The following is a 21,586-nucleotide window of genomic DNA, read 5'->3' on the forward strand; positions in this document are numbered from 1 at the left end:
ATATAGACAATTAAACTATTAAATTCTTAGAAAATTTAAAATCTTACTATGACTATTTATTATATATTTCTTTGTTTGAACAAGATGTATTAAAATACTTTGTTAAAAATATAAATTGGTGAAGGTATTTGAAAAAAAGGAACATAACTGAACTACAAATTTTAGCTGAAATTTTAAGAAAACAGCCTCATATAAAACAGAAAGAAATAGCTGAAAATTTAGGAATAACTGTTCAAGCTGTTTCAGAGCATATTAGGAATTTAGTTAAAGAAGGATATATTACTGCAAAAGGTAGAGGAGAGTATGTAATAACTGAGAAAGGAATTAAAAAATTAAAAGATTGGATGTCTGAATTTAAGAAATATTTAGAAGAGATATCAGCAGCCATATATAGATATAAAGATGTTTGGCCAGCAATTGCAGAAGAAGATGTTAAAGAAGGAGATGAAGTATATCTCTATATGTATAGAGGAAATATATATGCCTCAAAAAATAAAAAAACAAGTGCAAAAGGAACTGTTTTAGTTGGTGGCAAAAAAGGAGAAGATATAGCTTTACATAATTTATCTGGAATAATTCCAATTGACAGGGATGTTAAAGTTTATATCTTTAAAGTTCCACCAGAAATATTTGGAGGTTCTAAGAAAGTAGATTATGATTTAATTAAAGAGAATATCAAAAATTTAGATAACTATGTTGTTGCTACAATGGGAACTGTTGGATATGTTGTTGCTAATAAACTCAATTTAACACCTGAGATTAGATTTGCAGTTGGAGATGGAATAATTAAAGCAATTGAAAGAGGTACAAATGTTATTCTATTTGTTACTGGAAAGATGTCTGAAAAGATTATTAAAAAATTAGAAAAACATAAAATATCATATCAAATTACTGATGTTCAAAGGTGAGTATTGTTGTTAATTGCTCACTTGTCAGATACTCATTTAGGATATAGGCAGTATAAATTAGATGAAAGAGAAGAGGACATTTACAACTCTTTTAAAGAATGTATTAATAAAATTATTGAAATTAAGCCAGATATTGTTATCCATTGTGGAGATTTGTTCCATAGCACAAAACCACCAATTAGAGCTTTGAGGTTGGCTATATCAGCTTTTAGAAAATTAAAAGAACTAAATATTAAAACTTATATAATTCCTGGAAACCATGAAATTCCTGGAAGGAGAAAGGTAGAGAGTCCTCTATCATTAATTAAAGATTATGTAAAAATATTGGATGGGAACTATGATGTTATTAATGAATTATTTATATGTGGATGCAAATATACAAGAGATTATAATAGACAGGAATTATTAGATAAAATTAACTATCTGGATTGTTTAGCAAAAGAATATAAAAAATCCATAATAATGTTACATCAAGGGGTTTATCCATATATACAGGACTATGAATTATATAAAGAGAACTTGCCAAGAAATATAAAATATATAGCTCTTGGACATCTCCATAATAGAATTTTAGAAAACTTGGATAATGATAGGTTATTAGCTGTCTCTGGCTCAACTGAGATAATTGATAGGAGAGAGTATGAAGATTACTTAAAAAATGGTAAAGGATTTTATTTATTTGATTATAGCAAAGATTTAGACAAAAATGATATTGAAAGAATAAATATAAAATGTAGAGATTTTGTTGAAGTAAATATTGAAAATTTAGATGATATTGAAAGTTATATAAATAAAATAAAATCTTTAAATAAACCTATTGTCTTTGGAAAAGTAAGATTAGATTTAAGAAGTATATTTGAGAGGAAAATAAAAGGACTTGTATTGGCCAATAGAGTAAGATACTATGAAGATATTAAGGATATTGAAGTAGAAAGTAGAGAGAGTATAGATACAAAAAAACTATTGTATGAGTTTTGTGAAAAAAATAAAGTTGATGGTGAATTTGCCTATAAAATATACAAACTTGTCTCTGAGAATAACTTAGATGAATTAAAGAACTTTATTAATGAATATTATAAATCTAAGTTTTAAAATAGAACATCTTTAAGTATTCTAATAAATCATTAACATCGTCCATTTTCTCTAACTCTTTAGTAGATATAACAGGAATATTTTTATATTCTTTTTCTTTCTTTTTTAATATTAAAACTGAAAACCCATTAATTAATTTTGATAGTTCTTTTACAATTAGAGCTCTCTGTTCTACATCTTCATTTGCTCTCTCTTCAATATTTGTCAGTAAGATTATGTTTTTTTTCTTCTCTTTTCCCTCTTCTAAAGCATCAAATGGAGCCTTTTCAAAAACAAAAGATTTAAATCCTAAACTATTAAAAATATTTATAATTTCCTGTTTGTAGTCATCCAATGGCTTATCTTCTTCTATATTTTTGTCATTTTCATCTTCAATTGGCTCAAATAAATCAATACCTCTAACTAATGGAGCATCTAAACATTCCTCTATTTTCATTGCTACTTCAACTGATGGGTTTGCTGAGTATGTCTCATACTTATATATTGCTTTTCTTGAAACTCCTACCATCTCAGCCAATTTTCCAGCAGATATTCCTCTCTCTTCTCTAACTCTTTTTAAGGTTTCTCCATCTATCTTTACAAAACATCCTCCTCTATATGCATAAATAATGGGTGGGCTACCTTCTAAAAAATCTTTTAATGTCTCCAAAGTAACTGATTTTATGTTGTATCTATCATAGACAATACCTCTCTCCATAGGAGCATTTCTTGTCCTTACACCAATAATCAAAGGAACAGCAGATAAAACCCTACAAATCTTTTTTAATTCAATTGATTGTTCTCTACTAATACTATCAATGTTTTTTAAAATTTTTAATATTAGTTTTACATCATCTCTACATGCTAAAATATCAAAACAACTTCTTCCAAGTGGCTTAGATACTATAAAGTTGTGTGTTTTTAATAAATTAATACATTCAGATATTATAATCTCTCTCATCATACCACCTCTAAACTCATCTTCTATATAATAATTTCTATTAAAGTTTATAAATTTAATGCATATATATCAAAAATTTTAAAGTATAAAATTTAGATTGCACCAATAATATTAATTAAATTATTTATTTATTAATTTAAATTAACAAAATAGAAAAGTATATATAGAACTTCTAAGACATAAAATTAGTAAGAAGAAAAAAAAGGTGATAATTGATGTTTGGAAGAGACCCATTTGACTCATTATTTGAAAGAATGTTTAGAGAAATGTTTTCAATGCCTATAGGAGGTAGTTCTATTATTCAAACTTCTTATGGTATCCAAATTTCTGGACAAGGATTTATGCCATTAGCAATAATAGAAGGAGACAACCATATAAAAGTAGTTGCATGGCTTCCAGGAGTTGCTAAGGAGGATATAGTAGTAAATGCTGTTGGGGATACATTAGAGATAAGAGCTAAAAGAAGTCCATTAATGGTTACTGAAAGTGAAAGAGTTATATACTCTGAAATTCCAGAAGATGAAGAAGTTGTTAGAAATATAAAATTACCATGTGTTGTCAAAGAAGAAGATGCTTCTGCTAAGTATGAAAATGGAGTATTATACATAACATTACCAAAAGCAGAATCCTCAAAGAAAAGAGGTATTAATATTGAATAAAAATTTTTATATATAATCTTTTTATAAACTCTATTTTTTAATTTAATAATCTTTGGATGTATATAATAAACTTTTTTATACTAAATAAATAACAATATACTATTATTAGGAATAATTTTTCAATATTTCTCAATAATAATATAAAACCAAACCTTTAAAGATGATTTGCTATGAAATGTCCATATTGTGGTAGTGAGGAATGTATTAATAAAAGTGCTTTAAACATTTATTTAAAAGCAGTTGAAACTTTTCTTAAAAAGTATATCAACATTAAATTTAAGTATCCAGCAGTTGGAGAAGTAGGAATATGCAAAAAAACAGGAGGAAGAATATATTTATGCCCATACTGTAAAGTTCCATTTAAAGCTCCATTTCTAAATAAAGGAGAAGGACATTTTAATTGTCCTAATTGCAATAAAACTTTAAATGTTCCAGCATCTAATAAATTAGTTTGTTAAAAATCTTTTTCAGTTATTTCATCTAAAATATACTTCTCTAAATTATTATTTAGATACATTAAAAACTCTTTTGGAGTGTAAATAGGTTTATTGTATCTTATATAATCATCTAATACTATCCTTGGGCAACCAACAACTATATAGCAATCAACATCATAATATAACAACTCAGGAGTTAAAGTATCTACAATCATTTTTATATATCCAATTTTATTCTTTTTTAGCTCATTAATAATACTATTAAAAACTTTTATTCTTCTTTGTCCAACTTTGTCAATTAAAATAACTCCAACCTTTTTAGGTTTGTTAAAGAATAGCTTTGATATTGCTGTTAATCTTCTTTTTATAAATTTGTAGGACTCCTCTTTTCCTATTTTATCAAATTTTTTAATCTCTGGATTGTAAATAGTAATGTCTTTCTTATATTTATATGACAATATCAATGGATGAAATCTACCATTTCCTACAAATAAAATCTCTTCTCTATCTTCTAAATTAGCTCTACAACCTAAAATAATTTTTGGATTAAATGTCTCTAAAAGCTTCTTATATTGTATTGTTGTGGCTATTTCTACATCTTTATCTTTTGTATATTCTTCAATATCTTTTATTATCCTCTTTTTCTCTTCCTCATTAAATTTTCTAAAAGCTGGAATAAAAAGAACATTTTTATATTTTATATAACTTAATGGCTCATGTCCATAATGAACTAATAAGTCGTAATCTATCTTTGGAATATCACAAGCTCCAAAACATGAACCTATATATAAAAAAATATCCACATTTAACAGCTTTTTAATTTTTTCAATTTCATTGACAACTAAATTTTTTATTCCTTCAGGAGCTTGAACTACAATTTTAGGATTTTCTTTTATTTTTAAAACTTCCTTTATTTTATTTATAACTTTTTCTGTCTCTAAATCATACATTTTTCCACAAACTCTCTTAAATCTTTTAAATTACCAAAATCTAACAAACCAACATCTGTTATTGCAACAACATTAGAATTTAGATAATCTTCTCTTATAATTTTAGAAGATGGATAGTTGGATATCAAATCATTTCCTGGAGAAAATCTATTAAATGCTGGAAGAACTATATAATTATTATTTATTAAATATATAGGAAACTTAATTATACTTCCTAACTCATCTCTTAATCTTATTGAAGGATGCTCATGAGACAATATTAAAAAATCTTCTTTATCCATATATTTATGTCCATGTGTAATAACAAAATCATCTAATTTATAATGCTCCTCTAAATCAAAAGGACATAGAGTATCATGATTACCTCTAATTAGTATAAGTTCAACCTCACTCTTTAACTCCTTTATAAATTCATCTAATAACTTTATCTCCTTTGGATAGGGCTTAAAGTTGTGTTTTATATCTCCATTTATTATAAGTTTTTTTAATTTGAACTTATGAATTGTCTCTTTTATATCATTTAATACTCTCTCCATATGAACCATAGGGAACATTGCCCCAGATTCACAAAAATGCACATCAAATCCAATATGCAAATCACCAATAATGCCAACTTTTTTGTATATTAGGCATCTGGCATTTGTTAGTTTAAATTTACCAAACTTCATGTAGTCTTTCATAAATCTATAATCTATCTCTATAGTATAAAGCTATTCCTCTAATGTAAAATACTGATAAATAAAAACTTACAAACATCTGTATTCCATACAACAATGAATCCACTACTATACTGATTAGTTGATATTTCATTAATAAGAAAGAAACTATAATTCTTGGAAATGAAAATATTGAGCTAATAACTACTCCTATAATTCCTAATAAGATAACCAATACAACATATTTTAATGACATCATTGAAAAAATTCTCTTAAAATCAAAAAATCCAAAGAAACCATTTAGGGAGTAATTAACATCAGCTAAGGATTTATAAAATCCATATATAACTATTAAAATAAAAAATAAGACAAATCCTAAAATTAAAAATATGACTCCTATTGGGGCTGCTATAAAAAATGTTAATATACCTACACCAAAAATAACTGCTGGAATAAATATAAATACAATAAATAATAATATTGAACCAACAAAGTATAATAAACCTTTTTTAAACATATCAAAGATATTGTTCCATTTTGGTGCTAAGCCATCTCCTTCTACAGTAGTTTTCATAACTCTAACTAAATACCCTTGAATAATAAAGCTCACTATAAAAAATGCAACTACAACAATAGCAGTTATTATAAGTATAATAGACATAGATAAATTGAATTCATAATTATTAGCTAATTTTTCTAAAAATAAACCACTACCTCCTGACAACATTCCTAAGAAAAAATATAGTATTGCTCCTGGAAGAAGTTCTTTAAAGTTTAAAGTTATGTAATAATAGCTATCTTTTATATAATCTTCAATGCTTCTCATAATCTACCACAAATAATATTTTATTTATAATTTTATTTGTATATGGAAATATAAATAATTTATTGAAAAAATTTTTTAAATAAATCCAAATATATAACCTGCTAAGGTAGAAAATAAAATGACAAGAGCAAAATAAACAGCAGATTTTTTCTTACCTATTATTTTTAATATAGCTAAAAATGTTGCAAAACTTACACTTGGTCCAGCTAACAATAGTGCCATTGCAGGACCTTTGTTCATACCTAAATCCAATAATGCTTTAACTATTGGTACTTCTGTTAATGTAGCAAAATACATTGTTGCACCTAAAACTGAGGTTATTAAATTACTTACTATTGTGTTTTTTCCTAAATATTCAACAATAATATCTTGGGGAATTATAGCTTTTAAAACTCCTGCAATTGCAACTCCTAAAATTAATAATGGGAATATTGTTCTAATCAATATATAACTTTCATATAACCAGCTCTTTATTTGTTTATCTGTAAAGTATTTTTTTAAAATAATAATTAGAATTATCAACAGTAATAAATATATCAAATGCTTAACTAAGAAAATTCCAAATATTGGAATTGACAATAAAGGAAATACTTTTGGTGAAGCAGTTATAACAATTAACATTAAGAAAAGAATGCCAAAAAATATCAATATACTATTTAAATTTTCTATTTTTCCTTCTCTAACTCTTAGTTTTTTCTTACTCTTACCAAATATCATGTCCATTATTATTCCTATAACTATTCCAAGTATTATAGCTGCAACTAATCTATAAATTCCAAAATCCCAACCTAATAAAGCAGCTGAGTAAAATATTGCCAAAATATTTATGGCTGGTCCAGAATAAAGAAAAGTTATTGCTACTCCTAAATTAGCCCCTCTTTTGTATAAAGATGCAAATAATGGAATTATTGTGCATGAACAAACTGTTAAAATAGCTCCACTAACAGATGCTATTAAGTAGGAGTAGATATCCCCTCTACCAAAATATTTTATAATATAATTTTTATCTATCATTGTAGTTATTCCTCCTGCTATTAGAAAAGCTGTTATTAATGCCAAAACTCTGTTAAAACTTAGATAATCAATAGCTGTCTGTATCATAACTTTTAAAATATATATTAAAAAGTCCATATATTGTCACCTAAATCTTTTTTTATTTATGTTGTAAGTCATTTTTTCCCCACATTTTGGACATTTTGGTAGTTCTATTTGAGATGCTAAACATGGACACACATCCACCTTATATCTCATTTTATACATGCATTTTGGACATATCAAATTCCAAATAATCATATTATCACATATTTAATATAATTAATTTATATATGTAAAAAAATTTATTAAATTATTCCTTACATGAGCAAACAAAACCTTCAACTTCTTTAACTATCTTGTGAGTTCCTAAAATTATTGGAATCTCTAATTCTTTCATCATTTCTTTTGCTATTTCTTCAAATTTTAAATATGGACAGTTAAATGAACATGAGGCAATATGAATAGCTTCAGCCCCAACAACATCCTTTAACACATTTAATCTTGTCTTAAATCTGACTCCTGGGCATCCTCCACAGTTTGTAAAAGCAATTAACTTAACATCTTTATATCTTTCAAAAGCTCCCTTTTTCTCATTAACATTTTTAAAACAACTAACACATGCCTCTTTTCCTCCACAACCCATTTCCATCATTTTCTTACATCCAATTATTGCAACTTTCATTGCTCTCCCTCCAAATATTTTTTAAGTTCTTCTTTTATTTCTTCAACTGTTGGCACTTTTCCTTCAAATACTACATAATCATCAAAAGCTACTCCTGGAGCTACAAATATCCACTCAGATATTTCATTTATATCAGTTACTTTTTTTATTTCTACCTTATCTTTTAAATTTAGTTCTTCGACAGCTTTAACAACATTTTCATAAGTTTGATTACATTTAGGACATCCTGTTCCAAATACTCTTATTATCATCAATATCTCCCTTGATATCTAAATTTATTATTACTGTCTAAAATTTATTGTCTAAATATAATATTTATAAGTTTCTATTATTGAATTATTGGATTATAAACATATTTTTAAAATATATTTAAATATTTAAAACTAATGTTAATAAGAACTACATATCAACCAAATATATATATTTTGTGCTTTGATTTTTATGTGTAACTTTAATATATATGCGGGTTAAGTTAATTTATTTGTAAAGTAAAAAATTTTGAGGTGTAGGAATTATGAAATATAAAGATACAATTGACTTGTATGATGCAAAAGGTAATTTAGTAGAGGAAAAAGTCCCATTAGAAGCTATAAGTCCATTGTATAACCCAACTATACAAAAATTAGTAAAAGATGTTAAAAGAACAGTTGCAGTTAATTTAGCAGGAATAGAAAATGCTTTAAGAACTGGTCAAGTAGGGGGTAAAGGAAACAGAATAATGGGTAGAGAGTTGGATTTACCAATAGTTGAAAATGCTGAAACAATTGCTGAATATGTTGAAAAAGTTATTAGAGTTTCTGAAGATGATGATACAAATGTTAAATTAATTAATGATGGAAAACAGATGGTCGTACAAATGCCATCTAAAAGATTAGAAATTGCAGCTGAATATTCAGTCTCTACATTGGTAACTGCTCAAGCATTAAAGGAAGCAATAATAAGAACATTTGATGTTGATTTATTTGATGCTCCAATGGTTCATGCTGCTATCTTAGGAGGATATCCTCAGGAAGTTACAATGAAAGGAGCTAATATTGCAGGATTATTAGGAAATCCATTAACCTTAGAATGTCCTGGTTATGCATTAAGAAATATTATGGTTAATCACTTTGTTGCTTGTACTAAAAAGAATACAATGAATGCTGTTGCATTTGCTTCAATTATGGAACAAACTGCAATGTTTGAAATGGGAGATGCTGTTGGAGCATTTGAAAGATTACATTTATTAGGTTTAGCATACCAAGGATTAAATGCTGATAACTTAGTTATTGACTTAGTTAAAGAAAATGGTAAAACAGGAACTGTTGGAACTGTCATAACATCATTATTAAATAGAGCACTAGAAGATGGAATAATAAAAGAAGATAAAACATTAGAGTCAGGATTTAAATTATATAAACCAGTAGATGTAGCTAAATGGAACGCTTATGCAGCTGCTGGATTAGTTGCAGCTGTTATTGTCAATGTTGGTGCTGCAAGAGCAGCTCAAGGTGTAGCATCAACAATCTTATACTACAACGATATCTTAGAATATGAAACTGGGCTACCTGGAGTAGATTTCGGAAGATGTGAAGGTACAGCAGTTGGATTCTCATTCTTCTCCCACTCTATCTATGGAGGAGGAGGTCCAGGAATATTCAACGGAAACCACATCGTTACAAGACACTCTAAAGGATTCGCTATTCCACCAGTTGCTGCTGCAATGTGTTTAGATGCAGGAACACAAATGTTCTCACCTGAAAGAACATCAGCATTAATTGGAGCAGTATTTAGTGCAATTGATGAATTTAGAGAACCACTAAAATATGTTATAGAAGGAGCTTTAGAAGTTAAAGATAAAATCTAAAATAGCTGATTTATATGATTGAGATTGAAATCTTCCCTCACAGATATCTAAAAGCTTCAACAACTGAAAAATTCTTAAATAAACTTTATGATTTAGAAAGTGTTGAAAGAGTTGTTATTCATGGGCAATCCTTGCCCAAAACTGTTCCTTTTGGGCCAGCAAAAGGTTTGCCAGTTAATCATTCAGAAAGAAAAATTATAAATGTAAAAGGAGTCCCAATAGAGCTTACAGTTATGGCTGGAAGGTTTATAGTAACTTTAAAAGATGATAGTGAGATAGACAAAATTCATGAAATTTGTAAAGAGTTATTTCCATTTGGTTATAATCTAAAAGTTGGCAAATTCTTAAAAGATAAACCTACTGTTACAGATTATCTAAAATATGGTGAAGAAGGAGTACATTTAATAAATGAAATGGACAAGAGATTAATTGGATTAATTGACCCAAGAAGTAGGTTAAAAACCAATGTTGCAATTATAGAAAAAGATGATTCTGATGCCAGTAGGTAGATTTGAGCAGATTATTGATTGCAGAGCTGTAATGGGATTGGGTGAAGGTGGAGGTTTAGCCCAAAGAGGGACTTTAGCAGAAGCTTTAAAAAATGATGTTATTGTTGTAGCGATGTCTCCTGGGAGGAGACATATAACTAAGCCTGTATGTGAAATAACATATGGAATAAGAGAAGCTGGAATAAATACAAGTGTTCTCGTCTTAAATGCTGGCTCTGGAATACCAAGTGATACTCCAAGAGGTTCTTTAGGTTCAACTTTTGGTTTAAAACCTGAAGAAGTTGAGCAAATAAATAGACATAAGCTTTGTATAGTTCATTTTGGCAATGTTATAAGCCATATTGTATATAAAGCTGGTTTGTTTATGAAATATGTTGAAATTCCCACAATAATTGTTTGCCAAGCCCCTGTAGATTTCGAAGATTTGGCTAAATATGGTATAAAGACAAGAGAGGTTATGCCCCTTCATCCAAAATCAAAAGGAGTTGTTGTTGATATAGTTACAGGAGTTATTAGAGGGGAATCAGTTCCTCAAACTAAAATAGATGAAATCATTAAAAAGATAAAGAAATATCTGAGGTGATAAAAATGGCATATGAACCACAATACTATCCAGGAAGTACAAAAATTGCTCAAAATAGAAGAAACCACATGAATCCAAATGTTGAGTTAGAGAAATTAAGAGATATCCCAGATGATGATATTGTAAGAGTAATGGGTCATAGACAACCAGGGGAAGATTATAAAACAGTTCATCCTCCATTAGAAGAGATGGACTTACCAGAAGATTACGTTAGAGATTTAGTTGAACCAATACAAGGGGCAAAAGAAGGGCATAGAATTAGATATATTCAATTTGCTGACTCTATGTATAATGCTCCTGCTCAACCTTATGATAGAGCAAGAACATACATGTGGAGATTTAGAGGAGTAGATACAGGAACTCTATCAGGAAGACAAGTTATTGAAATGAGAGAAAGTGACTTAGAGAAGATATCTAAAAACTTCTTAATTGATACTGCTTTCTATGACCCTGCAAGATGTGGTATTAGAGGAGCTACTGTCCATGGACACTCTTTAAGATTAGATGAAAATGGTTTAATGTTTGATGCTCTACAAAGATATGTCTATGATGAAAAGACAGGACACGTTGTCTATGTTAAAGACCAAGTTGGAAGACCATTAGATGAGCCAGTTGATATGGGAGAACCTCTTCCAGAAGAAAAATTAGTTGAAATAACAACAATATATAGAAAAGATAACATTGGTTTAAGACAAGATGAAGAGCTTATAACAGTCATAAAAAGAATCCATAGAGCAAGAACCTTAGGAGGGTTCATACCACAAGAAGATATCTTTGAAAAATTATAAATAAAATTTTTTGAGGTGATAAAGATGGAAGCAGAAAAAAGATTGTTCTTAAAAGCTTTAAAAGAGAAATTTGAAGAAGACCCAAAAGAAAAATATACAAAGTTCTATGTATTTGGAGGATGGAAACAATCAGCAAGAAAAAGAGAGTTTGTTGAAGCAGCTCAAAAATTAATTGAAAAAAGAGGAGGTATCCCATTCTACAACCCAGATATTGGAGTTCCATTAGGGCAAAGAAAATTAATGCCATATAAGATATCTAACACTGATGCAATTGTTGAAGGTGATGACTTACACTTTATGAACAATGCTGCTATGCAACAAATGTGGGATGACATAAGAAGAACAGTTATTGTTGGTATGGATACAGCTCACGCAGTTCTTGAAAAAAGATTAGTGGTAGAGGTTACTCCTGAGACAATAAATGAGTATATGGAAACCATCAACCACGCTCTTCCTGGTGGAGCAGTTGTTCAAGAGCACATGGTTGAAGTACATCCTGCATTAGTTTGGGACTGTTACGCTAAGATATTTACTGGAGATGATGAATTAGCAGATGAAATAGATAAAAGATTCTTAATTGACATAAACAAATTATTCCCAGAAGAGCAAGCAGAGCAAATTAAAAAAGCTATTGGAAAAAGAACCTACCAAGTTTCAAGAGTTCCTACATTAGTTGGTAGAGTTTGTGATGGGGGAACAATAGCAAGATGGAGTGCAATGCAAATTGGAATGAGTTTCATTACAGCTTACAAATTATGTGCTGGAGAAGCAGCTATTGCAGACTTCTCCTATGCTGCTAAGCACGCAGATGTTATCCAAATGGCTTCCTTCTTACCAGCAAGAAGAGCAAGAGGTCCAAATGAGCCAGGTGGAATGTTCTTTGGAATCTTAGCAGATGTTGTTCAAACATCAAGAGTTTCAGAAGACCCTGTTGAGCAATCATTAGAAGTTGTTGCTGCAGGAGCTATGTTATATGACCAAATCTGGTTAGGAGGTTATATGTCAGGTGGGGTTGGATTCACACAGTATGCATCAGCATCATATACAGATGACATATTAGATGACTTCTCATACTATGGATATGACTATATAACTAAGAAATATGGAGGATGTAACAGCGTAAAACCAACAATGGATGTCGTTGAAGATATAGCTGGAGAGGTTACATTATATGCATTAGAACAATATGACGAATATCCAGCTTTATTAGAAGACCACTTCGGAGGTTCTCAAAGAGCAGCTGTAACAGCAGCTGCATCAGGAATTTCAGTTGCATTAGCTACTGGAAACTCAAACGCTGGGTTAAATGGATGGTATTTAAGCCAAATAATGCATAAAGAATACCACAGTAGACTAGGATTCTATGGATATGACTTACAAGACCAATGTGGAGCTGCTAATTCATTATCTATAAGAAATGATAAATCATCACCATTAGAATTAAGAGGTCCAAACTATCCAAACTATGCAATGAACGTAGGTCACCAAGGAGAATATGCTGGAATTGCACAAGCAGCTCACTCTGCAAGAGGAGATGCCTTTGCATTGAACCCATTAATTAAAGTTGCATTTGCAGACCCAAGCTTAATCTTTGATTTCAGATATCCAAGAAAAGAGTTTGCAAGAGGTGCTTTAAGAGAGTTCGAACCTGCTGGAGAAAGAGACCCAATCATTCCGGCTCACTAAATCTAAATTTTTTTATTATGTTTTAGATTGTTATGAACAATAAAACTATTAAAATTTTTTTGAATTGTATTCTAATTTCCTTTATAATAATGTTTATATATTGAAAAAATTATTAAATGACTAAAATTATTTGGGGGATATTATGGATACATTGTTAATATCTTTGGGAGCTTTGGCTTTATGTGGAGCATTAGCAACTATTGCAGGTTGTGCAGAAGATATAGAGTCAGATGTAGGTTCTCAATCAAACCCAAACTCACAAGTTCAGTTAGCTCCACAAATGGGTAATATACACAGATACTACAACAAAGCTATCTCTGGGGAGCCAGTTGCTTATGGTTTATATGTTGCAGTTGCAGGAGGAATTGCTTATGCTTTAATGAACTATGGTTTTAATCCAATATTTGCTTTAATTATTGGAGTAGGTATTGCTGCCTTAGTTCATGGAGCATATGCTGTTTCAGCGTATTTAGGTAGAATCGTTGGACAATCAAAAAGTTTTGGTCAACCAGTTTATTTAGATGTTATTTTGTCCCATTTAGGGCCTATTGTTGGACATGGATTTATTGCAGTTTTCTGTATTGTTTTGATGGCATATTTAACTGATACTATATTAGGAAATCCGTTCCCATTACCATTAATAGCATTAATATTTGGTATTACTGTAGGGGCTATTGGTTCCTCTACAGGGGATGTTCATTATGGAGCTGAAAGAGAATATCAAAAATATCCATTTGGAGGTGGAGTCCCAGTAGCCAATCATGGAGATATTGATATAAAAGCAGAACATGGTTTAAGAAATAGTTTAGACTCATCATATTTCTGTGTTAGATTAGGAGGACCTTTAACAGGTTTATGTTTTGGTTTAATCGTATTTTTAGATGGTTGGAGAGGAATAATTGGAAACATAATAGAGAAAAATCCTATATCATCAGCAATAGTTGCAATAGTTATTGGGCTAATAATTGTTGCTGCTTTAGCAATAATAAATAGAAAAGTTGAAGTATTTGCAAGAGAAAAATATGGGCCATATCAATAAAATTATAAATTTTTAGGTGATAGTAATGTTTGATATAAATTTAATAATTTCATTGTTGGAGATAACTATTGCAGGAGCTATTATTGACGCAAGTGTTCATTTTATTCCTGTTGGAGGAGCTCCAGCAGCTATGGCTACATCTACTGGGGTTGGAACTGGAACAACACAGTTGGCAGCTGGAGCAGGATTTACTGGATTGTTAGGAGCAGCTGTTATGTCTCAAATGGTTGGATTATCAACAACTGGAATAATATTAATCTTAATATCTGGAGCTATTAGTTCAATGATAATGCTTGGAGTTACAATGTTAATTGGGCAATTAATTTATGTATTTGGGGTTGGAGTTGTTCCAGCAGCTGATAAATGTGAAGTAGACCCTATAACAAAAGACCCTCAAAAGCCATATATTACTCCAGGGACAACAGGGCATGGTGTTCCAACAGTTTGTTTTATTAGTGGTTTAATTGGAGCTGCATTGGGAGGAATTGGAGGAGGATTAGCATATATTGCTTTACAGCAGTTAGGATTTAAGCCAGCAGTTGCTGGAATATTAGCAGTTGGATTCTTCTTTATTAATGCAGTTCTTGCATCTTACAATATAGGAGGTACTATTGAAGGGTTCCATGACCCAAAATTCAAGAAAATCAATAATGGTATTATTGCATCTGCAGTTGCATCTTTTGTATTTGCAATATTCAGTGTATTAATGGCATTAAACATTTAAAAAGGTGAAAATTTATGTCTCATGGTGGAGGAGGTCATGCTAAGGACTTATATCCAGAAGAGCAGATATTTGGTGTAGGTATATTATTATCATTAATTGGATGTTATTTAGTTCATTTCTTAGAGCCATATGGTTTAGGAACATTATTAGGTGGATTATTGGTTTCTGCTGCTTGTGTAGCTGGAGCAAACACTGTAAGAAAAGTAGCATCTTATGGATTAGGGACTGGAGTTCCATCTATAGGTATGGTTAGTTTAGGTATGGGAACATTAGCAGCTATTGCAGGAATTTTAATACCTAAAGCATTAGGTTATGCATCAATTACTCCATATGTAGCACCTATCTTAACTTTAATCATTTCTGCAATTATAGGAGTTATTGTAGGTAAGCTTACAGTTAATCCTGTTGGAATGAAAATTCCTATTATGGTTAGAAGTATGACATTCTTGTCCATAGCAGGAGCTATGGCATTGTTAGGATTCTCTGCTGTCTATGCTGGTAGTTTAAGTCCAGATGTATTTTTAAATGGAGCTCTAAATGATGGAATGATGGCTGTTGCATTTATAGTTGCCGGTATGGCAATACTTCATCCATTTAACGCATGTTTAGGACCAGATGAAAGCCATAAGAGAACTTTAACATTAGCAATTGCATGTGCATTATTAAGTTGGTTTATATTTTCAATATTAAAGTTAGATGTAATATCAATAGTAGTGTCTATAATACTATGGGCAATTGTATATTTCAAATATGTTAAAATGTCATTAAACGATGCATGTTGTGTATTACATGTTCCAGAATTGCCTAAGAAAGAAGAATAAGGTGGAAACATGGCTTATTATGTTTTTATAGATGAAAAAATTCCTTTGGTTTATAATGTTGAAACTGGTGTTATAACCAAAGGATTTGGAGATGTACTATTCGTAGATACTTCTGGAATTGAGCAGGAATTAGATAAATTAGCCAAATTAGTAGATGCTTATGAACATTCCTTAGATCCAAGATATCCACCATTAAATACATTTCCTAATAGGGATAATGTATATAAAATTGCAGGATACTTTAAGGGAATATTTATTGGATTTTGGCTTAGTTTAGGAATTCTATCTTTAATACTTATGATGTTAGGAGTAAAATTCTTCTAAATAAAAATTTTTAAATTTTTTAGGTGATAGTTATGGTAGAGAAAAAAGAACCAGCTCCAGGATGGCCTATAGTCTCAGGAGAATATGTTGTCGGAAATCCTGAAAGTTGTGTTGGTGTTGTAACATTAGGTTCCCATGGTTTAGAACAAGCATGTATTGAAGCTGGAGCAGCTATTGCAGGACCATGTCACACTGAAAACCTAGGTATTGAAAAAGTAGTAGCCAACTACATATCAAATCCAAACATCAGATTTATGATATTATGTGGTTCTGAGGTTCAAGGACATATAACAGGACAATGTTTTAAAGCACTATGGGAAAATGGTATTGATGATTCTGGACAAATCATTGGAGCTAAAGGGGCAATTCCATTTTTGGAGAATGTTGATAAAGATGCAGTTGAAAGATTTAGAAGACAGATAGTTGAAGTTATTGATTTAATTGATTGTGAGGATATTGGAAAAATTACTCAAGCTATAAAAGAGTGTTTAAGTAAAGACCCGGGAGCAATAGATGAAGACCCATACATCATTGATTTAGAAGGTGGTGGAAAAGGAGAAGAGGAAGAAGGAGCTGCTATAAAACCAATAACTCCTGAAATGGCTATAATTGAGAGTAGAATAAGATTAATTGGAAATGAAATGCAATACAATGGATTATTAGCAAAATGGCAAGCAGGATATTACAATGGAAAAATACAAGGTTTAGCGGCAGGACTGTTTATTATGATTTTATTATTAGGAATTATGATGTTATAATTTCCAGGTGAAAGTAATGAGTATAGAAATCTCAAATAAACCAAATATAAAGTCAATACAAGAATATTTAGAGGATTTAGAGTATAAGGTAGGATTAATAACAAGAAATAGAGGGTTAGAGTCAGGAGTAGAATCTGCTGGAATCAGAGGAATTGCCTGTGGAGCTGTCTTTGGAATAGTTATGATGACTATTGCCTTAGCTCTATATTACTTATTGAGGTGAGTTAAATGAGTGATGAAAAAGTTCCACAAGTAATAATGGACCCTAATGATTATGAAAGATTAAAAAAAAGATTAGATGAATTAGAGAAGAAAGTTGAAAATACAAATGCAGAACTTTTCCAAATGGCTGGAAAAAAAGTTGGAAGAGATATTGGGATATTATATGGTTTAGTTATCGGGATAATACTTTCATATATATTACCATTTATTGTTAAGTTAATTCAAGTTTTAAGCATAAAAATTACAGTTGTTAAATAAAAAAATTAAGAAGGTGAGATAGGCATGTTTAAATTTGATAGAGAACAACACTTATATGAAATAGCTGGAAGAAAATGTGGAGGACAGCCAGGAGAATATCCAACAGCTTTAGCAGGAACAATATTCTATGCAAGACACAAAATAGTTGAAGATGAAAGAAAAGGTATATTTGATAAAGCAGCTGCTGAAGATTTAATAAATAAACAAGCTGAAATGGAAGATATAACTGGAAATCCTGCTTGGGTACAAGTATTTGGAGGAACACCAGAAGCATTAGTTAAATATATTGATTTTGTTGCTGATATTTGGGATGGACCAATGTTATTAGATTCTACATCAGGAGAAGCAAGAATGGCTGCTGCTAAAAGAGCAACAGAAGCAGGATATGCAGACCAATGTATTTATAACTCTATCAATGTTTCTATTGAGGAGCAAGAATTCCAAGTTTTAGTAGAAAGTGATATTACAGCATCTATTGTCTTGTGTTTTGACCCAATGGACCCAACAGTTGAAGGAAAAATAAATGTCTTATTAACTGGAGGTAAATCAGGAAGTACAGGTTTATTAGAATTAGCTGAAAAAGCAAATATAGATAAATTATTTATTGATACAGCAGTTACACCATTAGGAAATGGTGCAGGGCCAGCTGTTAGAGCATCTTTCGCTGTTAAGGCAATATTTGGTTATCCTGTTGGTAGTGGTATCCACAATATTCCATCTGCATGGGATTGGTTAAGAGAATTCAGAAAAAAATTAAGAGAAGAGGGACACAGAGAATTAGCAAAAGAAATAAGAGCAGTATGTGATGTTGGAGCTACATTAATGCAAGTTTTAGCTGCTGGGGATTTTGTCTTATATGGACCAATAGATGATGCTCAAGTTGTGTTCCCAGCAGTTGCAATGGTTGATGCTACAATTGCAGAAGCAGCAAAAGAGTTAGGAATTGAACCAGTAGATAACCATCCATTCAAGAAATTAGTATAAATTTAATTAATAATAATTATTTTTTATTTTTCCATCTCCATCCACTTTTTACCCAATCTTCACTTAAATTATTCTTTTTGGCAAATTCTTTTAACTTTCTTTCCCATCTATCCCACAAATTAGGATAAAGTTTTTTTATTCTTTCTATTTCTCCCAATCCCATAGCTGGGCAAATATAACATCCAATTCTATCAAATCCTTTCTCATATAATTTGTTATATGGAGCGTTTTCTTTTAAAAGGTAAATCCAAACGTGTAATGCACTCCAATGGAAAATAGGTAAAGCATTAATCTGTTTTTTTATGTATGTATTCCTATGAACTAATTTTTTCTTAGCTCTATTGAAACTTTCATACTTTCTAATTCCAACAAAAGAAAGAACATCATCCTTATAATTTTTTTCTAAATATTCTTTTAAAGGATTTAGTTTTAAAATGTCTGAGCACCATCTATAATCTCTTGCAGGAACTCCATATTTATCAACTAATTCCCAAAAATTAGGTGATTTAATTACATTTACCTTTATATTGTATGTATCTTCAACTTCTTTAATATTCTCCAAAGTTTCAGGCAACTCCAAACCAGTATCTATAAAAAGGACATCAAAATTACTTAGAGCTTTTTTAACTAAGATTAAAGTGGTTAAACTATCCTTTCCTCCAGAATAAGCAACTATAACAGGTCTATTAATCTTTTCAACAGTATTCTTTATAAAACCTATTGCATTTTGTTCATATTTTTTAATTACTTCTTCATTTGCTTTTATTGTTAAATTAATTGCTTCATCAAAAGAATACTTTTTAAAATCATTATTATTTATCTTTCTAATTTCTCTTACTTTAATAATTTTCCCTTTATCTAAATTTTCTATATCTTCTGAACTTACCAATGCTTTTCCAACGCCTATAACTTCATTTTTATAGTTCAAGATTATTACATCATCATCTTTTTTAAATTCCTTATACTCTACAATTCCAGGTTTTAAAATAGTCATTCCCTTTTTTATAATTTTAGACAAATTTTCATCTATTTTGATTATTTTTTTGTTTGCTCCTTTATTATATAGAGTATAAGCTCCAAAAGTTTTTAGCTTAATTTTCCAGTCTTTTAATTTTTCATTATAATATAGAATATATTTAACCTCACCATCTGATATAATTTCATATCCTTCTTCAAATCCTGTTAATTTATTCAATAGAATAAAGGATTCAGTCTTATCATTAATTCCATATTCTTTCTTTAAAACATCATTTAAAAATTCAATGTCATATCTAAATCCTATTCTTACATCTCCTGGTGGGGTAATTTTAACATTTAAACTTTCTTCACCACAAATACCACATTTTCTTCCTAAAAGAGGGATATTACATTTAGGACACCATTTTAAATGTATTTTACCTATATAGTGTTTCATAATTAACCTCATATTATATTTTTTTAGCAATAACTCCTAAGGCATTAGGGACTCTTTTAATAGATTTAAATCCTACTCTCCTTAATCTTTCCATAACTCCTTTTTGTAAATCTTTCCCCCTATACTTCTTTCCAGGATTTCCTACATAATGAAATAATCTACCTCCATCTTTAAGAACTCTATAAAGTTCTTTATAGAATTCTTCACTATAAAGATGTCCTGCTAAACTAAATCTTGGAGGGTCGTGAATAATAGCTGTAAATGTCTCATCTTCAAACTCTTTAATTTTATCAAAACTGTCCCCTAATAAAACCTTTATATCTCCTTTAAATAATTCTTCACTATATGGATTTATTTTAGCTAATTCTAAAACATATCTGTTCTTTTCAATGGTTGTTACATCTGCTCCTCTTTTATAACTCTCAATTGCAGTATAACCTAAACCCATACATGTATCTAAGACAATATCTCCCTTTTTTATATTTATTGAATTAACTTTGTTTAATGTATCTTGGTAAGGATTTACTTCCTTAGTTCTATGCATCCTTATACCACTAATCTCAATAGTTGGGGGAATAGTTGGAACTAACTTATAAAATCCTTCATCTGTTGAAATTGCTGCTTTATAAAGATGATTATCTTTTAAAAAATAGAGAGTGTTATCCTTAGCTATCTTTTTTAAGGTTTTAAAATCTACTTCTCCCTCTGGAAAAATAGCTTTTTCATCCTTTATAATAATCTTTTCTAATTTATTTGTTTTATATAAATCCAAATTTAAAAAAATATAATTATCTTTTGATAAAAGAATTTTTTTAGCCATTTTAGGAGTTATGTAGTTCATATATCATCATCAAATAATTTTAAGGTCTTAGTACATTGACCATTTCCTCAACAGCTTTATCTAATAAATTGTCTCTATTTTTAATTATCTTTACAGTTGCTCCTGTTAGAACTGCATAAGTCATAGCTGCTGCTCTATTCATAAATATATGTTCTCCAATATCCTCAGTTGATTCAAAGTCCCTCTTTCTTGTATCATCTTTTAATCTTCTCATCAATATTTCACTATTATCTGCCTCAACCAAAACAATTATATCTGGGACTAACTCATCTAAAACCCATTTAGGTAATCCTGGAAGATAACCTTTTGGTGTTTTTATTGTACTGTGTGTATCAACTATTATATTTTTGTCCTTAGCTAATTCAGCTATTTTTTTTCCAGCTAATCTTTGTATCTCTTTTTGAATTTCTGGATTTAATTTTCTTAATTCATCTCTATCATTTGCCAATCCTTTTTCTTTTGCAATTTCTAACATAACTGTTCCAAAATTAACTATTTCATAATTAATTCCTTCTTCTTTTAATTTTTCAACTGCTTTTGTTGTAACTGTTGTTGAACCTACACCTGGAACTCCAACTACTACAACTAACATTATTTCTCACCT

Annotated in this window: 28 protein-coding genes; 17 read left to right on the forward strand and 11 right to left on the reverse strand. The window is 29.9% G+C overall.

Annotation, left to right across the window (positions count from 1 at the left end):
* Positions 1 to 128 precede the first annotated feature (128 nt).
* Together ACPB8Q_RS01060 and ACPB8Q_RS01065 are read left to right on the forward strand one after the other, a co-directional pair.
* The gene (locus ACPB8Q_RS01060) at positions 129 to 908 is read left to right on the forward strand and encodes a winged helix-turn-helix transcriptional regulator (RefSeq protein WP_423792819.1); all 780 of its coding nucleotides are present in this window, start codon (positions 129 to 131) and stop codon (positions 906 to 908) included.
* 6 nt (positions 909 to 914) lie between these two features.
* Positions 915 to 2,000 carry a metallophosphoesterase family protein gene (locus tag ACPB8Q_RS01065; RefSeq protein ID WP_423792820.1) on the forward strand — a complete coding sequence of 362 codons (1,086 nt, stop codon included), beginning with the start codon at positions 915 to 917 and terminating at the stop codon, positions 1,998 to 2,000.
* Here the strand turns inward: ACPB8Q_RS01065 and ACPB8Q_RS01070 are convergent.
* A complete protein-coding gene (locus ACPB8Q_RS01070) occupies positions 1,990 to 2,940 on the reverse strand; it encodes a transcriptional regulator (RefSeq protein ID WP_423792821.1) in 951 nt (316 codons plus the stop codon). The two genes, ACPB8Q_RS01065 and ACPB8Q_RS01070, sit on opposite strands and share 11 nt — an antisense overlap.
* Before the next feature lie 215 nt (positions 2,941 to 3,155).
* Between ACPB8Q_RS01070 and ACPB8Q_RS01075 the strand changes: the two genes are divergently transcribed.
* Both ACPB8Q_RS01075 and ACPB8Q_RS01080 read left to right on the forward strand, forming a co-directional pair.
* Positions 3,156 to 3,599, forward strand: coding sequence for an Hsp20/alpha crystallin family protein (locus tag ACPB8Q_RS01075; RefSeq protein ID WP_423792822.1), 444 nt, complete (start codon positions 3,156 to 3,158; stop codon positions 3,597 to 3,599).
* Between the two features lie 170 nt (positions 3,600 to 3,769).
* Positions 3,770 to 4,057 carry a hypothetical protein gene (locus tag ACPB8Q_RS01080; protein WP_423792823.1) on the forward strand — a complete coding sequence of 96 codons (288 nt, stop codon included), beginning with the start codon at positions 3,770 to 3,772 and terminating at the stop codon, positions 4,055 to 4,057.
* Here the strand turns inward: ACPB8Q_RS01080 and dph2 are convergent.
* The 7 genes from dph2 to ACPB8Q_RS01115 form a co-directional block, all read right to left on the reverse strand.
* On the reverse strand, positions 4,054 to 4,986 hold the full coding sequence (gene dph2 / locus ACPB8Q_RS01085) for a diphthamide biosynthesis enzyme Dph2 (protein ID WP_423792824.1): 933 nt from the start codon (positions 4,984 to 4,986) through the stop codon (positions 4,054 to 4,056). The genes ACPB8Q_RS01080 and dph2 overlap by 4 nt on opposite strands.
* Positions 4,974 to 5,666 (reverse strand): metallophosphoesterase, encoded by a 693-nt coding sequence (locus tag ACPB8Q_RS01090; RefSeq protein ID WP_423792825.1) that lies wholly within the window; start codon positions 5,664 to 5,666, stop codon positions 4,974 to 4,976. Before ACPB8Q_RS01090 ends, dph2 begins: the two co-directional genes overlap by 13 nt.
* Before the next feature lie 4 nt (positions 5,667 to 5,670).
* Positions 5,671 to 6,468 carry a DUF4013 domain-containing protein gene (locus ACPB8Q_RS01095; RefSeq protein ID WP_423792826.1) on the reverse strand — a complete coding sequence of 266 codons (798 nt, stop codon included), beginning with the start codon at positions 6,466 to 6,468 and terminating at the stop codon, positions 5,671 to 5,673.
* 75 nt (positions 6,469 to 6,543) lie between these two features.
* Positions 6,544 to 7,599, reverse strand: coding sequence for a permease (locus ACPB8Q_RS01100; protein ID WP_423792827.1), 1,056 nt, complete (start codon positions 7,597 to 7,599; stop codon positions 6,544 to 6,546).
* Between the two features lie 6 nt (positions 7,600 to 7,605).
* Entirely contained in the window at positions 7,606 to 7,761 is a 156-nt protein-coding gene (locus ACPB8Q_RS01105) for a hypothetical protein (protein ID WP_423792828.1), read from the reverse strand.
* A gap of 52 nt (positions 7,762 to 7,813) precedes the next feature.
* Positions 7,814 to 8,185: a CGGC domain-containing protein gene (locus tag ACPB8Q_RS01110; protein ID WP_423792829.1), complete on the reverse strand. Its 372-nt coding sequence runs from the start codon at positions 8,183 to 8,185 to the stop codon at positions 7,814 to 7,816.
* A complete protein-coding gene (locus tag ACPB8Q_RS01115) occupies positions 8,182 to 8,436 on the reverse strand; it encodes an MTH895/ArsE family thioredoxin-like protein (protein ID WP_423792830.1) in 255 nt (84 codons plus the stop codon). Before ACPB8Q_RS01115 ends, ACPB8Q_RS01110 begins: the two co-directional genes overlap by 4 nt.
* 260 nt (positions 8,437 to 8,696) lie before the next feature.
* Here ACPB8Q_RS01115 and mcrB point away from each other — a divergent pair, with 260 nt between their 5' ends.
* The 13 genes from mcrB (at position 8,697) to mtrH (ending at position 18,727) form a co-directional block, all read left to right on the forward strand.
* Complete coding sequence (gene mcrB / locus ACPB8Q_RS01120) at positions 8,697 to 10,031, forward strand: coenzyme-B sulfoethylthiotransferase subunit beta (RefSeq protein WP_423793383.1); 1,335 nt, start codon at positions 8,697 to 8,699, stop codon at positions 10,029 to 10,031.
* A gap of 14 nt (positions 10,032 to 10,045) precedes the next feature.
* The gene (mcrD, locus tag ACPB8Q_RS01125; RefSeq protein WP_423792831.1) at positions 10,046 to 10,540 is read left to right on the forward strand and encodes a methyl-coenzyme M reductase operon protein D; all 495 of its coding nucleotides are present in this window, start codon (positions 10,046 to 10,048) and stop codon (positions 10,538 to 10,540) included.
* A complete protein-coding gene (gene mcrC / locus ACPB8Q_RS01130; protein ID WP_423792832.1) occupies positions 10,527 to 11,123 on the forward strand; it encodes a methyl-coenzyme M reductase I operon protein C in 597 nt (198 codons plus the stop codon). The genes mcrD and mcrC overlap by 14 nt, the downstream gene beginning before the upstream one ends.
* Positions 11,124 to 11,128: 5 nt before the next feature.
* Positions 11,129 to 11,911 (forward strand): coenzyme-B sulfoethylthiotransferase subunit gamma, encoded by a 783-nt coding sequence (gene mcrG / locus ACPB8Q_RS01135; RefSeq protein WP_423792833.1) that lies wholly within the window; start codon positions 11,129 to 11,131, stop codon positions 11,909 to 11,911.
* 24 nt (positions 11,912 to 11,935) lie between these two features.
* A complete protein-coding gene (mcrA, locus tag ACPB8Q_RS01140; protein WP_423792834.1) occupies positions 11,936 to 13,597 on the forward strand; it encodes a coenzyme-B sulfoethylthiotransferase subunit alpha in 1,662 nt (553 codons plus the stop codon).
* 142 nt (positions 13,598 to 13,739) lie between these two features.
* Positions 13,740 to 14,636, forward strand: a complete 897-nt coding sequence (gene mtrE, locus ACPB8Q_RS01145; RefSeq protein WP_423792835.1) for a tetrahydromethanopterin S-methyltransferase subunit E — start codon at positions 13,740 to 13,742, stop codon at positions 14,634 to 14,636.
* Between the two features lie 25 nt (positions 14,637 to 14,661).
* Entirely contained in the window at positions 14,662 to 15,360 is a 699-nt protein-coding gene (gene mtrD, locus ACPB8Q_RS01150) for a tetrahydromethanopterin S-methyltransferase subunit D (RefSeq protein WP_423792836.1), read from the forward strand.
* 14 nt (positions 15,361 to 15,374) lie between these two features.
* Complete coding sequence (mtrC, locus tag ACPB8Q_RS01155) at positions 15,375 to 16,181, forward strand: tetrahydromethanopterin S-methyltransferase subunit MtrC (protein ID WP_423792837.1); 807 nt, start codon at positions 15,375 to 15,377, stop codon at positions 16,179 to 16,181.
* Positions 16,182 to 16,190: 9 nt separating this feature from the next.
* Positions 16,191 to 16,505, forward strand: a complete 315-nt coding sequence (locus tag ACPB8Q_RS01160) for a tetrahydromethanopterin S-methyltransferase subunit B (protein WP_423792838.1) — start codon at positions 16,191 to 16,193, stop codon at positions 16,503 to 16,505.
* Positions 16,506 to 16,537: 32 nt separating this feature from the next.
* Complete coding sequence (gene mtrA / locus ACPB8Q_RS01165) at positions 16,538 to 17,263, forward strand: tetrahydromethanopterin S-methyltransferase subunit A (RefSeq protein ID WP_423792839.1); 726 nt, start codon at positions 16,538 to 16,540, stop codon at positions 17,261 to 17,263.
* A 16-nt stretch (positions 17,264 to 17,279) separates the two neighbouring features.
* Complete coding sequence (locus tag ACPB8Q_RS01170) at positions 17,280 to 17,486, forward strand: tetrahydromethanopterin S-methyltransferase subunit F (RefSeq protein WP_423792840.1); 207 nt, start codon at positions 17,280 to 17,282, stop codon at positions 17,484 to 17,486.
* Positions 17,487 to 17,491: 5 nt separating this feature from the next.
* Positions 17,492 to 17,743, forward strand: a complete 252-nt coding sequence (mtrG, locus tag ACPB8Q_RS01175; RefSeq protein WP_423792841.1) for a tetrahydromethanopterin S-methyltransferase subunit MtrG — start codon at positions 17,492 to 17,494, stop codon at positions 17,741 to 17,743.
* 24 nt (positions 17,744 to 17,767) lie between these two features.
* A complete protein-coding gene (mtrH, locus tag ACPB8Q_RS01180) occupies positions 17,768 to 18,727 on the forward strand; it encodes a tetrahydromethanopterin S-methyltransferase subunit H (RefSeq protein ID WP_423792842.1) in 960 nt (319 codons plus the stop codon).
* Between the two features lie 16 nt (positions 18,728 to 18,743).
* Here the strand turns inward: mtrH and ACPB8Q_RS01185 are convergent, their stop codons facing one another.
* Genes ACPB8Q_RS01185 through ACPB8Q_RS01195 form a run of 3 tightly spaced genes read right to left on the reverse strand, consistent with a single transcriptional unit; the run spans position 18,744 to position 21,574 of the window.
* Positions 18,744 to 20,141, reverse strand: coding sequence for a phosphoadenosine phosphosulfate reductase family protein (locus tag ACPB8Q_RS01185; protein WP_423792843.1), 1,398 nt, complete (start codon positions 20,139 to 20,141; stop codon positions 18,744 to 18,746).
* Between the two features lie 13 nt (positions 20,142 to 20,154).
* Complete coding sequence (locus ACPB8Q_RS01190; RefSeq protein ID WP_423792844.1) at positions 20,155 to 20,982, reverse strand: class I SAM-dependent methyltransferase; 828 nt, start codon at positions 20,980 to 20,982, stop codon at positions 20,155 to 20,157.
* 19 nt (positions 20,983 to 21,001) lie between these two features.
* Positions 21,002 to 21,574 carry an adenylate kinase gene (locus tag ACPB8Q_RS01195; RefSeq protein ID WP_423792845.1) on the reverse strand — a complete coding sequence of 191 codons (573 nt, stop codon included), beginning with the start codon at positions 21,572 to 21,574 and terminating at the stop codon, positions 21,002 to 21,004.
* Positions 21,575 to 21,586: the final 12 nt, after the last annotated feature.

The organism is Methanocaldococcus indicus, assembly GCF_049554935.1.
Lineage (GTDB): Archaea > AGJL01 > Methanococci > Methanococcales > Methanocaldococcaceae > Methanocaldococcus > Methanocaldococcus indicus.

Coding starts and splice junctions, on each gene's coding strand:
- ACPB8Q_RS01070 (WP_423792821.1), bottom strand. CDS start 2,940: ATGAGAGAGATTATAATATCTGAATGTATTAATTTATTAAAAACACAC.
- ACPB8Q_RS01075 (WP_423792822.1), top strand. CDS start 3,156: ATGTTTGGAAGAGACCCATTTGACTCATTATTTGAAAGAATGTTTAGA.
- ACPB8Q_RS01080 (WP_423792823.1), top strand. CDS start 3,770: ATGAAATGTCCATATTGTGGTAGTGAGGAATGTATTAATAAAAGTGCT.
- dph2 (WP_423792824.1), bottom strand. CDS start 4,986: ATGTATGATTTAGAGACAGAAAAAGTTATAAATAAAATAAAGGAAGTT.
- ACPB8Q_RS01090 (WP_423792825.1), bottom strand. CDS start 5,666: ATGAAAGACTACATGAAGTTTGGTAAATTTAAACTAACAAATGCCAGA.
- ACPB8Q_RS01095 (WP_423792826.1), bottom strand. CDS start 6,468: ATGAGAAGCATTGAAGATTATATAAAAGATAGCTATTATTACATAACT.
- ACPB8Q_RS01100 (WP_423792827.1), bottom strand. CDS start 7,599: ATGGACTTTTTAATATATATTTTAAAAGTTATGATACAGACAGCTATT.
- ACPB8Q_RS01105 (WP_423792828.1), bottom strand. CDS start 7,761: ATGATTATTTGGAATTTGATATGTCCAAAATGCATGTATAAAATGAGA.
- ACPB8Q_RS01110 (WP_423792829.1), bottom strand. CDS start 8,185: ATGAAAGTTGCAATAATTGGATGTAAGAAAATGATGGAAATGGGTTGT.
- ACPB8Q_RS01115 (WP_423792830.1), bottom strand. CDS start 8,436: ATGATAATAAGAGTATTTGGAACAGGATGTCCTAAATGTAATCAAACT.
- mcrD (WP_423792831.1), top strand. CDS start 10,046: ATGATTGAGATTGAAATCTTCCCTCACAGATATCTAAAAGCTTCAACA.
- mcrC (WP_423792832.1), top strand. CDS start 10,527: ATGCCAGTAGGTAGATTTGAGCAGATTATTGATTGCAGAGCTGTAATG.
- mcrG (WP_423792833.1), top strand. CDS start 11,129: ATGGCATATGAACCACAATACTATCCAGGAAGTACAAAAATTGCTCAA.
- mcrA (WP_423792834.1), top strand. CDS start 11,936: ATGGAAGCAGAAAAAAGATTGTTCTTAAAAGCTTTAAAAGAGAAATTT.
- mtrE (WP_423792835.1), top strand. CDS start 13,740: ATGGATACATTGTTAATATCTTTGGGAGCTTTGGCTTTATGTGGAGCA.
- mtrD (WP_423792836.1), top strand. CDS start 14,662: ATGTTTGATATAAATTTAATAATTTCATTGTTGGAGATAACTATTGCA.
- mtrC (WP_423792837.1), top strand. CDS start 15,375: ATGTCTCATGGTGGAGGAGGTCATGCTAAGGACTTATATCCAGAAGAG.
- ACPB8Q_RS01160 (WP_423792838.1), top strand. CDS start 16,191: ATGGCTTATTATGTTTTTATAGATGAAAAAATTCCTTTGGTTTATAAT.
- mtrA (WP_423792839.1), top strand. CDS start 16,538: ATGGTAGAGAAAAAAGAACCAGCTCCAGGATGGCCTATAGTCTCAGGA.
- ACPB8Q_RS01170 (WP_423792840.1), top strand. CDS start 17,280: ATGAGTATAGAAATCTCAAATAAACCAAATATAAAGTCAATACAAGAA.
- mtrG (WP_423792841.1), top strand. CDS start 17,492: ATGAGTGATGAAAAAGTTCCACAAGTAATAATGGACCCTAATGATTAT.
- mtrH (WP_423792842.1), top strand. CDS start 17,768: ATGTTTAAATTTGATAGAGAACAACACTTATATGAAATAGCTGGAAGA.
- ACPB8Q_RS01185 (WP_423792843.1), bottom strand. CDS start 20,141: ATGAAACACTATATAGGTAAAATACATTTAAAATGGTGTCCTAAATGT.
- ACPB8Q_RS01190 (WP_423792844.1), bottom strand. CDS start 20,982: ATGAACTACATAACTCCTAAAATGGCTAAAAAAATTCTTTTATCAAAA.
- ACPB8Q_RS01195 (WP_423792845.1), bottom strand. CDS start 21,574: ATGTTAGTTGTAGTAGTTGGAGTTCCAGGTGTAGGTTCAACAACAGTT.